The sequence below is a fragment of the Brachybacterium sp. sponge genome (genome assembly GCF_001613775.1).
Classification (GTDB): Bacteria; Actinomycetota; Actinomycetes; order Actinomycetales; family Dermabacteraceae; genus Brachybacterium; species Brachybacterium conglomeratum.
Map to the genome: position 1 here is coordinate 736,416 of NZ_LRMP01000001.1, position 12,394 is coordinate 748,809.

Genomic DNA, 12,394 nt, shown 5'->3' on the forward strand with positions numbered 1-12,394 from the left:
CGCTCGGGCGGTGCACACCCGTCGGCCGCAGCGTCGGCTCCCGCCCTGCGCGGCGTCGCTCCGTGCGCCATGATGGGCGGATCCGCCCGACGCCGATCGCTGGAGATCCCATGGCCCTCACCCTCGACCCCACGCATGCTGTGCACACCTGGTCGCTGTTCCGCACGATGGGCCGCTACGTCGCCCCCGGATCGGCGCCCTCCGGAGCGCTCGCGGAGAACACCGACGGCGGGGGCCTGCCGCTGCTCGAACTGCCGGCGCAGCTCGCGGCGCACGGGTTCGCGAGCGCCCAGCTGTGCCACTTCTACCTCCCCACCACCGAGGCGTCCTATCTCGCGGAGCTGCGCGCCGCCTTCGACGCGGCGGGCGTCGACCTCGAGGTGCTGCTGGTGGACGACGGGGACGTGGTCCATCCCGAGCACGGCCGTGAGCAGCAGCGCTGGCTGGCCACCTGGCTCGACGTCGTCGAGCAGCTCGGGGCGCCGCGGGTGCGGGTGCCCGCCGGTGACCAGCTCCCGAGCGAGGACACCCTCGCCCTCAGCGCCGCGCGGCTGCGGGAGCTCGCGGCTGAGCACCCGGACCTGCGCGTGCTCACCGAGAACTGGCGCGGCCTGCTCGTGGACGCGGCCGCGACCACACGCCTGCTGGACCTGCTCGACGGCGAGGTGGGCCTGCTCATCGACACCGGCAACTGGGACGGCGAGGACAAGTACCGCCAGATCGCGGCGGTCGCCGGCCAGGCGGAGTGCTCCCAGGTCAAGGCGCGGGAATCCGCCCCCGGAGTGCTCGACGAGGCCGACCTCGAGCAGTCCTTGGAGGTGCTCGACGAGGCCGGGTACGCCGGCCGGCTCTCCCTCGTCTATGCGGGCCGTGACGACGACGAGTGGGGGCGCCTCGCGCAGATGCAGGAGATCGTCCGGCGCGTGCTCGACTGACGGCTCGGGGCCGCGTCGGCCTCAGGCGTGCAGGGTGCGGGCCGCCTCGCGGGCGTGCACGTCGGGGCTCTCCATCTGGATCGTCGCGTGCTCGAAGGCGACGGGGAAGTGCGTGCGCACGCACTCGTGGACTTCCTCGAGGATCTCCATCGCGTGCGACGAGCCGAAGCACTCCTCGGCCACCACCACGTGCGCGGAGAGGATCGGCAGGCTGCTGCCGACGGAGGAGGCGTGCAGGTCATGGACGTCCTGGACGTGCTCGAGGGCCAGCAGGTGCTCGCGCACCTCGTCGAGGTCCACGCCCTCGGGGGTGTACTCCATGAGGATCCGCAGGGTGTCGCGCAGGATCCGCACCGCGCGCGGCACGATCAGCGCCGCGATGAACAGGCCTGCGAGCGCGTCGGCCTGCTGGAAGCCGGTGAAGCGGATGACGAGCGCCGCGACGATCACGCCGAGGGAGCCGAGCGCATCGTTCGCGACCTCGAGGAAGGCCGCCTTCATGTTCAGGCTCGCGTCCTTGCCGCCGGCGAGCACGAGGATCGCCACCAGGTTCACCGCGAGCCCGACCGCGCCGAAGACGAGCAGCTCGGTCGAGGCGATCTCGGGCGGGGAGGCGAGGCGGCGCAGCCCCTCGACCGCGGTGTAGGTGCCGACTACGATCAGCAGCGTCGCCTGAGCCAGCGCCGCGAGCACCTCGATCCGGGCGAAGCCCCAGGTGCGGGTGGGGCTCGCGGGGCGCAGCAGCATCGTCGCCGCGATCAGGGCGACCAGCAGGCCGGAGGCGTCCACGAGTGCGTGCGCGGTGTCGGTGAGCAGGGCGAGGGAGCCTGTGACCACGCTGCCGACCGCCTGCGCGAGGACGATCAGCGCCGTCAGCCCGAAGGCGATCGCGAGGCGGGTGCGGCCGGTCGTCGGGGAGGCATGGCTGTGGCCGTGGCCGTGGGTGTGCGAGGCGGTCATGACGGGCTGTCCTCGCCACGGGGGGAGTCGTCCTCGGCCGGACCGCCGCCGACGCGCGGGTCGTGCAGGTGCTCGTGGATCGTCGGCGCCGCGCCCGCGCCGGAGAGCATCGTCGCGGCCATGGCGAGCAGGGAGCGCAGCTGCTCCGGGTCCGACAGGGAGAACCAGGAGGCACGGCCCTCGCTGCGGGAGCGGATCAGCCCGCAGTCCCGCAGGCAGGCGAGGTGCTTGCTGACCGTGGACTGGGCCAGGTGCAGGTGGTCGACGAGATCCCGCACCCGGTGCTCGCCGGTGGAGAGGTGCTGGAGCAGGGTGAGCCGGGTCGGCTCGGCCAGTGCGTGGAAGAGCGCGGCCTGGGACTCGTCCACGTCGAAGAGCGGGGGAGAGGATTCCATCGGCATCGCCATGCGGCGATCATATCGATGAATGGCGATGAATGGGAGGGGTGCGTGGCGGGGGTTCTCGTGGCGACTTCCGTGGACGTCATGTGCTTCATGTGCGTGATGTACGTGGATTTCTTCGACGACTCCTCGGCTCGGAGGCGGGCGGTCGGGGTTCGGCGGGGAGCGGTGGGTGACGTCGGGCCCACGCCCTTGGCTTATACCCCCTAGGGGTATAGGGTCGCAGTATGAGCACGCAGCACGAGGGACACGGACGACAGGACTCCCACGTCGCTCTCGGCGTCGAGGGCGGCGATCGGGGCACGCACCAGCACGACGGCCACGAGGGCCACGACATGCACACCGGTCACGACGCGCACGTCGGGCGCGACATGGATGCCGGGCACCACGGGAGCGGGGCTCACCACGATCACGGCGGCCACGACATGCATGCCGGTCACGGCGCGCACGCCGGGCACCACGGGCACGGGGGACATGGCGGGCACGGCGATCACGTCGCGCAGTTCCGTCGGATGTTCTGGATCATGCTGGTGTTCGCGGTGCCGGTCGTCGGGCTCTCGCCGATGTTCGCGGACCTGATCGGCTACACGATCCCGGACGTGTCGGGCCTCGGCTGGATCGCCCCGATCCTCGGCACCGTCATGTACGTCTGGGGCGGGAAGCCGTTCCTCAGCGGCGGGCTCTCCGAGCTCCGCTCCCGCGCACCGGGGATGATGCTGCTGATCAGTCTCGGCATCACCGTCGCGTTCCTGTCCTCCTGGGGCGCGACCCTGGGCCTGCTCCACCACGAGCTCGAGTTCTGGTGGGAGCTCGCGCTGCTGATCGTGATCATGCTGCTCGGGCACTGGATCGAGATGCGCTCCCTCGCGCAGACCTCCTCGGCGCTGGACTCCCTCGCCGCGCTGCTGCCGGATGAGGCCGAGCGGATCGAGGGGGACGAGATCGTCACCGTCAGCCCCGATGACCTGCGCGAGGGGGATGTCGTGCTGGTCCGCCCCGGCGCCTCGATCCCGGCCGACGGCACCGTCGTCGACGGTCGGGCCGACGTCGACGAATCGATGATCACCGGCGAATCCCGGGCTGTCGAGCGCACGACGGGGGACCGCGTCGTCGCCGGCACCGTCGCGACCGACTCGAACCTGCGCATCGAGGTCACCGAGACCGGGGAGGGCACCGCGCTCGCCGGCATCCAGCGCCTGGTCTCCGAGGCGCAGAGCTCCTCCTCCCGCGCCCAGCGCATCGCGGACCGCGCCGCCGCCTGGCTGTTCTGGTTCGCGCTCGGCGCCGCCGTCATCACCGCGCTCGTCTGGGCGCTGCTGGGCATGCCCGACGAGGCCGTCATCCGCACCGTGACCGTGCTGGTCATCGCCTGCCCGCACGCTCTGGGCCTCGCGATCCCGCTGGTCGTCTCGCTCGCCACCGAGCGCGCCGCCCGCGCCGGCGTGCTCGTCACCGACCGGCTCGCCCTCGAGGGCATGCGCACCGTGGACACCGTCCTGTTCGACAAGACCGGCACCCTCACCCGCGGCGAGCCCGAGCTCTCCGAGATCGCCGTCGCCCCCGGCAGCGGGCTCGACGCGCCGACGCTCCTGGGCCTGGCCGCCGCGGCCGAGTCCGAGAGCGAGCACCCGCTCGCCGGCGCGATCCGCGAGCGCGCCGCGGCCGACGGGGTCTCCGCCCCCGCCGCCTCCGAGGTCGCCTCCGCCCCCGCGCTCGGCGTGAGCGCGCAGGTCGACGGGCACGAGATCCGCGTCGGCGGGCCGCGCCTCCTCGAGGAGACCGGTGCCGCCGAGCTCGAGGAGACCCCCGCCTGGCGCGAGGAGGGCGCGATCGTGCTGCACGTGCTGCGCGACGGCGAGGCCGTCGGCGCCCTCAAGCTCGCCGACGCGGTGCGCCAGGAGTCCCGCGAGGCGATCGACGCGCTCCACGCCCGCGACATCCAGGTCGTCATGATCACCGGCGATGCGCAGAACGTCGCCGAGCACGTCGGTGCCGAGCTCGGCATCGACCGGATCTTCGCCGGGGTGCGCCCCGAGGACAAGGCGAGCCGCGTCGCCGCGCTCCAGGACGAGGGCCGCACGGTCGCGATGGTCGGCGACGGCGTCAACGACGCGCCCGCCCTCGCCCGGGCCGACGTCGGCCTCGCGATCGGCGCCGGCACCGACGTCGCGATCGGCTCCGCCGGGGTGGTGCTCGCCTCCTCGGACCCGCGCTCGGTGCTCTCGGTGATCGAGCTGTCCCGCGCCGCCTACCGGAAGATGCGGCAGAACCTCTGGTGGGCAGCCGGGTACAACCTGCTCTCCGTGCCGCTGGCGGCCGGGGTGCTCGCCCCGATCGGGTTCGTCATGCCGATGAGCGTCGGCGCGCTGCTGATGAGCGCCTCGACCGTCGTGGTGGCGCTGAACGCGCAGCTGCTGCGCCGCCTGGACCTGCGCCCCGAGGCGGTCGCCGTCCGGCGCTGATGCCCTGCCTTGCTCAGGCCCCCAGCTGCATCGTGGTGATGCAGGTGGGGGCCTTGGCGTCGGTGCGCAGCGTCGTCGTGGCCTCACCGGCCTCTCCGGCCAGGGTGAGCGTGAGCTCCGCGTCCCGGGGCAGCCACAGGCCCAGGAAGCCGTTCGGCGCGGTGGTGCGCTCCTCGTCGATCAGCACCGCCCCGGAGGCGTCCTCGCCCCGCACCGCGAGCTCCTCCTCCCCCAGCTCGCCGAGGCACGTGGTGAGGCTGTGGAGGAAGCACTCATGGGTGCCGGACACGAACGGCGCGACCGAGACGTACAGCTCCTCCGTGGGCAGCTTGAGGGTCGCCTCCCGCCCGGCGGCGTCGGAGAGGGTGAGCACGTCGGTGCCGACGGAGGCGAGCAGCTCCGAGGGCCGCTCGTCGAGCGGCAGCGCCTCGAGCGCGTCGATCACCTCGCGGGCCGTGCCGGCGGGAAGGTCGTGGGCGGACAGCAGCTCCTCCGCGGCCGACGGGCCGGCGGAGCAGCCGGCGAGCACCAGCGGGGTCGCGGCGAGGGCGGCGAGCAGGGTGCGACGCGGCAGGGCGACAGTCATCGGAGGATCCTTCGGGACGATGGCGAGGACCCCCGAGGATACCCGGGCAGGGTATGTGCGAGCTGGGACCGCGGCCCCGCGGCCTCATCCCTCGGCGCGCGCCCGCACCTCGGCCAGCCACGCCACGCCGATCGCTCGGCCGTCCGGCGAGGTGTCCTCCCGGTCCCCAGCGCCAGGTCGTCGCGAGCGTCAGCGAGAGGGTGCGGCACTCCTCGAGCAGCGCCGGGTCGTGGCCCGGATGGTGTGCGGCAGCCTCGGCGTGAGCGGGGGCGAGCGACGGGGTGCGCGCAGGGTCCCGCTGCAGGTCCAGCGCGTGCCCGACGCGCTCCGCGAGGGGTACCACGGGCAGGCCGAGCTCGGCGAGGAGTGCGAGGGCGGTCGGCACGCGGAGGTCGTCCAAGGGGGCGATGTCCATGGAGGCACGGTACGGCCAGCGGGTCGGGGTGCGGAGGACTATGCTCTGCGGGTCCACGACGCCCTGGGAGGCCCCGATGCAGATCCTCGACGCGACCGCGCAGCATGCCCGCGGCATCGCCGAGATCTACAACCATGCCGTCGAGCACACCACCGCGATCTGGAACGAGCGCCTCGTCGACGCGGCCGATCGCGCCGAGTGGATCGCCGAGCGGCAGGCGGATGGCTTCCCCGTCCTCGTCGCGCTCGAGGACGGTGGGACCGTGATCGGCTATGCGACCTACGGGCCGTGGCGTCCGCACGACGGCTACCGCCACACCGTCGAGCACTCCCTCTACGTGCGCGAGGGACTGCGCGGCCGCGGGACCGGATCGGCGCTGCTGTCCGCGCTGATCGAGCGCGCCCGGGCACAGGGCCTGCACGTCATGGTCGCCGGCATCGATGCGGCGAACGAAGGCTCGGTGCGCCTGCACGAGCGCTTCGGCTTCGACCGCGTGGGCGTGCTGCCGCAGGTGGGGACCAAGTTCGGGCGCTGGCTCGACCTGGCCTTCCTCCAGCTCGTGCTCGATCAGGCTCCCGCCGCCGCCGACGGGTCCTCCAGCAGCCGCTGACAGGTCGAGCGGCCCAGCTCGGCCATCGTCGGGTTCGAGTCCGGGCAGCAGGTCCGTGATCTGCCGGATCGCGTCCTGCGCGGCGAGCACGAGCTGGCCCGGGTGCATCGGCCCTCGCCCCCTCGGCCCGGTCACCGCAGCAGCACGAGCGCCTCGCCCTGCCCGCCTCCGCCGCAGAGGCCCACGGCGGCCGTGCCGGTGCCGCGTCGGGCCAGCTCATGTGCCATGTGCACCACGAGCCGGGCGCCGGAGGCGCCGATCGGGTGCCCGAGCGCGATCCCGCCGCCGTGCACGTTGACGATCTCCTCGGAGACGCCGAGCGCGCGCTGCGAATGGGCGACGACGGCGCCGAAGGCCTCGTTGATCTCGACCAGGTCGAGGTCCGCGGCGGTGATCCCCTGCTTCGTGAGAGCCCGGGCGATCGCGTCGGCCGGCTGGGCCTGCAGGGAGCTGTCCGGTCCCGCGGTCTGCCCGTTCGCGCCGATCCGGGCCATGACCTGCCAGCCCTCCGCGTCGGCGCGGGCGGAGGTGGTGAGCACGAGCGCGGCGGCGCCGTCGGAGATCTGGGAGGAGCTCCCGGCCGTGATCGTGCCGTCCTTCGCGAAGGCGGGGCGCAGGCGGGCGAGGGACTCGGCGGTGGTGTCGGGGCGGATGCCCTCGTCGGCCGTGACCTCGATCGGCTCCCCGCGGCGCTGCGGCACCGAGACCGGCACGATCTCCTCTGCCAGCAGCTCGGCCGCGGCGGCCGCGCGCTGATGGGACAGCGCCGCGACCCGGTCCTGGTCCTCGCGCGTGACCTCGAAGCGCGGGTTGTGCCGCTCGGTGGACTCGCCCATGCTCACCTGGTCGTGGGCGTCGGTGAGGCCGTCGTGCGCCATATGGTCCAGCGCCTCGACCGCCCCGTACTTCCAGCCGGCGCGGGAGCCCATCAGCAGGTGCGGCGCCTGGGACATCGACTCCATGCCGCCGGCCACCACGACCTCCGCGTCCCCGGACGCGATCATCCGCGCCGCGTCGATCACGGCGGTCAGGCCCGAGAGGCACACCTTGTTCACGCTGCTGGCGGGGGTGGACCACGGGATGCCCGCGCCGAGCGCGGCCTGTCGGGCGGGGTTCTGGCCGGAGCCGGCCGGCAGCACCTGCCCCATGACCACGGCGTCGACCGCGGCGGGTTCCACGCCTCCGCGCTCGAGCGCCCCGGCGATCGCGGCGGAGCCGAGCTTCGGGGCGGAGAAGCAGGACAGCGCCCCCTGGAGCCGGCCCTGCGCGGTGCGGGCGGCGGCGACGATGACGATCTCGGACATGGGGTGCCTCCCGGCGGCGACGACGGTGTCTGCCGTCATTGTGCCGCACCCCCCCGCGGCGACCGCGTCCCTCAGCGGGCGTCGAGCCGGCCAGTGACCCGTTCGAGCAGTCCGGCCAGGGTGGTGAGCTCCTCGTCGGAGAGGTCCCCGAGGATCGTGTCGCGCGCGAGCTCGGTGTGCGGCGGAGTGGTGCGGAGATAGGTGCGCAGTCTCTCGCGGGTGAGATGGAGACCGTCGGCTTCCTGCAGATGACCCTCGCCGCGCGCGAGGTCACCGGCTGGACCGGCGGGTGCGCGCTGCGCAAGTGAGCCGCCGCTGAGCGGTGGAGGGCATCGGCCGCACCGCACCGCCCGGGACCCTGCAGAGGGGCCCGGGCGGTGCCGCGTGGGTATCCTCGGTGCAGCGATTCTCGGCAGCCGTCCGGGACGATGTCGGAGGCTGACCCAGATGGTGCAGGCGGACCGCGAACCGAGGCGGAACGCGACGGACGGTGCGCCGCCCCTGTCGCACATCGTGCCGAGCCTCGCCCAGCTCGAGGCGCTGATCGCGGTGACCGACCACGGCACCCACACCGCCGCGGCCGACGTCCTGCGGATCTCCCAGCCCTCCCTCTCGCGTCGCATCCACTCGCTCGAGAAGGCGCTCGGCACGAGGCTGCTCGTCCCCGTCGGCCGCAGGACCGAGCTCACCGACGCGGGCCGCGGGGTCGTCGCGGCGGGCCGTCGCGCCCTGGCGGAGATGGGATCGATCGAGGCGCTGGTCGGGTCCGCCCGAGCCCTGACCTCGGGATCGCTGCGCGTCGGCGGACTGCCCTCGCTGGTCGCGACCGAGCTGCCCGCGCACCTCGGCCGCTTCCACCGCGCGCACCCCGGGGTGCGGCTCGAGGTCTCCACCGTCGAGGACGCGGACGCGCTGGTGGAGGCGGTCCGCGTGGGACGGGTCGACGCCGCCGTCGGCGTCATCGACCGCGTGCCGGAGGATCTCGCGGCGATCCCGCTGCCCGCCCAGGAGTTCGCCGCCGTGCTCGCCGAGGACTCCCGCGCCGACGGGGACGACGAGCCGCTGACCGGCGAGGACGTCGCGGCGCGGTCCTTCGTCACCCTGCCCCGCGGCACCTCGATGCGCCAGCTCGCCGATGCCGCCCTGCAGAGCCTGGACGCCCGCCCGGCGCAGCGCATCACCACCACCCAGCGCGACAGCCTCGTCCCGCTCGCGGTCGCCGTGGACGGCCTGACCATCGTCCCGGCGGCCCTCGCCCGCACCGCCCCCGCCTTCGGCGGTCGGGTCGTGCCGCTGCGCGAGGCGGTGCAGCGGTCGATCGGCATCGTCCACCGCCCGGACGAGCTGCCGAACCCGGCGCTCGCGGGATTCCTCGCGCTCGTGCGGGCCGCCGACGTCGGCGCCGGCGACGTCTGACCCGTCCGGTCGCTCAACCTGCACGGAGTCTTCACCTCTGCCGTCGGCCGGCCCTTCCCACCGTCTGACCAGCGAGGTCCGGCCACCCATGCGCCGCTCGTATGGATCCGACCGCGGCGGCTATTGGCGGAGGCGGCGCCCGCCGTGGTCCTCTGACCCGCGGACCGAGCAGGACGAGACCGGGCAGCGGGAGGGCGGCACATCCATGGAGCCTCTGAGGGCGAACCGACCCGCACGCCGCGGACCCGCGCACCGTCGGCGCAGGGCACAGCCGGAGACCGTACGTCGCCGACGGAGGACGGTCGGCGCCCTCGCGATCCTCGCGCTCGCGGCGCCCCTCGTCGTGGCGGGCGGCCTGCTGGGCACCGTGTCCCATCTGGAGGGGAACCTCGCCACCGCCCCGCTGCGCGCCGACGGGACCCCCGTCCCGCGCGAGATCGACGGGGCGATGGACGTGCTGCTGATCGGCTCGGACAGCCGTGACCTCCAGCAGGCGTCCTACGGCCAGGGCGACGGGTCGCGCCGCAGCGACGCCCTCGTGCTGGTGCACCTCTCCGCCGAGGACGACCGGATCGACGCGGTCCAGCTCCCGCGCGACACCCTCATGGACCTGCCGGCCTGCCCCGACACCGGCAGCGGCGCCTCCCGGGGAGGCCGCGGCATGCTCAACTCCGCCCTGAACTTCGGCCCGGCCTGCACGGTCGCGGCGGTCGAGGAGCTGACCGGGGTGCAGATCGACCACTTCATGGAGCTCGACTTCGAGGGATTCATCGCGATCGTCGACGCGCTGGACGGCGTCCAGGTCTGCCTCCCGGAGGCGCTCGAGGACCCCGCCGCCGACCTCGATCTCCCGGCTGGCGAGCAGGTGGTCGGCGGGACGGACGCACTGGCGCTCGCGCGCACCCGCCACGCGGTGGGGGACGGCAGCGACATCGCCCGCCTCGGCGACCAGCAGATGGTGATGTCGGCGGTGGTGCAGGAGGCGACCAGCTCCCGCGTCATCTCCCGGCCCGACAGGCTCTACGCCTTCCTCGACGCCACCTCGTCCTCTCTCACGGTGGATCCGGGCCTGAGCCGGGCCGCGGACCTCGCGGGCCTCGCGACGCGCGCCTCGCGCGTCGACCCCTCGCACATCACCTTCGCGACCATGCCGTGGGAGCCGGCGCCCACCGACCGCAACCGCGTGGTGCCCTCCGCGGAGGCCGCCGGGCTCTTCGCGGCGCTCGCGGCCGACGAGCCGGTGGTCTCGCAGGACGAGGACGCGGACGTCCCGGACAGCGGGCCCGACGAGACGGCGACGGCGGAGGGCGCGGACGACGCAGAGGACGCGGTCGACGCAGAGGGTGCGGACGACGGAGGGGGTGCGGACACGCCCGCACCGGGCGACGCCCCGCGGACGTCGGAGCCCGAGGCTGTTCCGTCGGCTCCCCGCGACACCAGGACGGCGGACACCGACCTCTGCGCGGGATGAGGCGGCTCCGCGTCCCGCGACGGGATGCATCATGGGCAGGAGCAGCCGCGCGGCGATAGCCTCGAGGGCGTGACCGGCAGGAGGCGGGCCCGTGCGCTCGCCGTCAACCTCGGCGAGCGCACGGGATCCGCTGCAACGCGATCGCCCCGAGCTGGATCAGCTCCGATCTCAGCGACGGCTACCTGGACTCCGCCACGGATCCCGGGACCGCACGGGAGCGGCTCGAGCGGCTGCACCCCGTCGGCCGGCTGGGCCGTGCAGAGGACGTCGGCGACCTGGCGGTCTTCCTCGCCGGCGACCGCTCCGGCTTCCTCACCGGCGAGGCGATCGTGCTCGACGGGGGCCGGAGCGTGAAGCTCCCGCTCCCGCAGTGACCCACCCGGGAGGCGGTCAGACGCGCTGGGCCCGCCGGCCGGTCAGGGCAAAGAGCAGCGTCATCAGCACGGTGAAGCCCGCACCCACGGCGAGGGCCGTGTGGTATTCGGACTGCCACACCATGATCCCGAAGGTGAACAGGATGAACGCGATCGCGAACGCCTGCCCGTAGGGCCAGAAGGGGACCGGGAACTGCAGCGCTGCCCGCTCCTGCCGGCTCATCCCGCGGCGGGAGGCGACCTGCGCCAGCAGGATCATCAGCCACACGAACACGGTCGCGAAGGTCGCCAGCGACGCGACGATCGTGAACACCTCGTCCGGCAGCATCCGGTTCAGCACCACGCCGACGACGAGCACGCCCAGCATCGCGAGCGTGGTCACCACCGGCACCCCGCGCACGGTGCGGGACAGGGCCGCCGGTGCCAGGCGCTGACGGGCCATGCCGGCGACGACGCGGCCCGCGCCGAAGAGGTCCGCGTTGATCGCGGAGAGCGCCGCGGTGATCACCACGATGTTCAGCAGCGCCGCCGCCCAGTTCACGCCGAGGGTGTCGAAGATCTGCACGAACGGGGACTCCTCGCCGGTGATCTGCTGCCACGGGGTGAGCAGCAGGATCACGCCGATCGCGAGGACGTAGAACAGCAGGATCCGCACCGGGACCGTGTTCACGGCCTTCGGGATCGCCGTGGCGGGATCCTCCGCCTCGGTGCCGGCCACGCCGATGATCTCCGTGCCGCCGAAGGCGAAGAGCACCAGGATGAACGCGCTGATCATCCCGCCGGGCCCGTTCGGGAAGAAGCCTCCGTCGGCCGTGAGGTTCGCAAGGCCCGTCGGCGTCGCGGGATCCCCGAGCCCGAAGGCGAGGATCGCCACGCCGCCCGCGATCATCGCGACCACCGCCGCGACCTTCACGATCGTGAAGGCGAACTCCAGCTCCCCGAACCAGCGCACGCTCGCGAGATTCGCGGCGCCCACGATCAGCAGCGTGAGGGCCACCCAGATCCACTGGGCCGTGTCCGGGAACCAGAAGCGCATGTAGATCGCGATCGCGGTGAGGTCCGCGAGGCACACGATCAGCATCTCGAAGGCGAACATCCAGCCGGTGATGTACCCGGCCCAGGGGCCCAGGAAGCGTCGCGTGTACTCGGCGAAGGAGCCCGAGATCGGCATCCGCACCGCCATCTCGCCCAGTGCGCGGAGCATGAAGTACACGACCGCGCCGCCGAGCAGGTACACCAGCAGCACGGAGGGGCCCGCGGCCTGGATCGCGCCGGCCGAGCCGTAGAACAGCCCGGTCCCGATCGCGGAGCCGAGGGCGATGAAGTGCAGGTGTCGCGCCGAGAGGCCGGGACGGCGACGCGTGGTCGCGGGGGTGTCGGTCGGCTGCGTGGACGTGCTCATCGCGGGGTGGCTCCGAGGAGGGGAGGGAGGCGGCGCGGACGCCGCAGGCACTTCTTGT

The 12,394-nt window shown here is 73.6% G+C and carries 12 protein-coding genes; 6 read left to right on the plus strand and 6 right to left on the minus strand.

From position 1 onward, the window contains the following. The first annotated feature begins 110 nt into the window (after positions 1-110). Positions 111-935, plus strand: a complete 825-nt coding sequence (locus tag A4A78_RS03270; protein WP_062946977.1) for a sugar phosphate isomerase/epimerase — start codon at positions 111-113, stop codon at positions 933-935. Between the two features lie 21 nt (positions 936-956). On the opposite strand, the gene A4A78_RS03275 is transcribed toward A4A78_RS03270, so the two are convergent. Continuing rightward, positions 957-1,895 carry a cation diffusion facilitator family transporter gene (locus A4A78_RS03275; protein WP_062946978.1) on the minus strand — a complete coding sequence of 313 codons (939 nt, stop codon included), beginning with the start codon at positions 1,893-1,895 and terminating at the stop codon, positions 957-959. After that, the gene (locus A4A78_RS03280; protein ID WP_062946979.1) at positions 1,892-2,302 is read right to left on the minus strand and encodes a metalloregulator ArsR/SmtB family transcription factor; all 411 of its coding nucleotides are present in this window, start codon (positions 2,300-2,302) and stop codon (positions 1,892-1,894) included. The genes A4A78_RS03275 and A4A78_RS03280 overlap by 4 nt, the downstream gene beginning before the upstream one ends. 221 nt (positions 2,303-2,523) lie before the next feature. Between A4A78_RS03280 and A4A78_RS03295 the strand changes: the two genes are divergently transcribed. After that, the gene (locus A4A78_RS03295; protein ID WP_369816727.1) at positions 2,524-4,758 is read left to right on the plus strand and encodes a heavy metal translocating P-type ATPase; all 2,235 of its coding nucleotides are present in this window, start codon (positions 2,524-2,526) and stop codon (positions 4,756-4,758) included. 13 nt (positions 4,759-4,771) lie between these two features. Here the strand turns inward: A4A78_RS03295 and A4A78_RS03300 are convergent, their stop codons facing one another. Beyond that, entirely contained in the window at positions 4,772-5,344 is a 573-nt protein-coding gene (locus A4A78_RS03300; protein WP_062946983.1) for a CueP family metal-binding protein, read from the minus strand. Positions 5,345-5,835: 491 nt separating this feature from the next. On the opposite strand from A4A78_RS03300, the gene A4A78_RS03305 reads away from it, so the two are divergent. Further along, positions 5,836-6,369: a GNAT family N-acetyltransferase gene (locus tag A4A78_RS03305; protein WP_062947983.1), complete on the plus strand. Its 534-nt coding sequence runs from the start codon at positions 5,836-5,838 to the stop codon at positions 6,367-6,369. A 131-nt stretch (positions 6,370-6,500) separates the two neighbouring features. Here A4A78_RS03305 and A4A78_RS03310 read toward each other — a convergent pair whose 3' ends face one another. Both A4A78_RS03310 and A4A78_RS17720 read right to left on the minus strand, forming a co-directional pair. After that, entirely contained in the window at positions 6,501-7,673 is a 1,173-nt protein-coding gene (locus tag A4A78_RS03310) for an acetyl-CoA C-acetyltransferase (protein WP_062946984.1), read from the minus strand. Between the two features lie 71 nt (positions 7,674-7,744). Continuing rightward, entirely contained in the window at positions 7,745-8,020 is a 276-nt protein-coding gene (locus A4A78_RS17720) for a hypothetical protein (protein ID WP_156488542.1), read from the minus strand. Between the two features lie 100 nt (positions 8,021-8,120). On the opposite strand from A4A78_RS17720, the gene A4A78_RS03315 reads away from it, so the two are divergent. From A4A78_RS03315 to A4A78_RS18330, 3 genes are all read left to right on the plus strand, one after another. Next, positions 8,121-9,089: a LysR family transcriptional regulator gene (locus A4A78_RS03315; RefSeq protein WP_062946985.1), complete on the plus strand. Its 969-nt coding sequence runs from the start codon at positions 8,121-8,123 to the stop codon at positions 9,087-9,089. A 205-nt stretch (positions 9,090-9,294) separates the two neighbouring features. Beyond that, positions 9,295-10,560 (plus strand): LCP family protein, encoded by a 1,266-nt coding sequence (locus A4A78_RS03320; protein ID WP_082835161.1) that lies wholly within the window; start codon positions 9,295-9,297, stop codon positions 10,558-10,560. Positions 10,561-10,715: 155 nt separating this feature from the next. Next, on the plus strand, positions 10,716-10,934 hold the full coding sequence (locus A4A78_RS18330; protein WP_369816735.1) for an SDR family oxidoreductase: 219 nt from the start codon (positions 10,716-10,718) through the stop codon (positions 10,932-10,934). A 16-nt stretch (positions 10,935-10,950) separates the two neighbouring features. Here A4A78_RS18330 and A4A78_RS03325 read toward each other — a convergent pair whose 3' ends face one another. After that, complete coding sequence (locus A4A78_RS03325; RefSeq protein WP_062946986.1) at positions 10,951-12,336, minus strand: amino acid permease; 1,386 nt, start codon at positions 12,334-12,336, stop codon at positions 10,951-10,953. Positions 12,337-12,394: the final 58 nt, after the last annotated feature.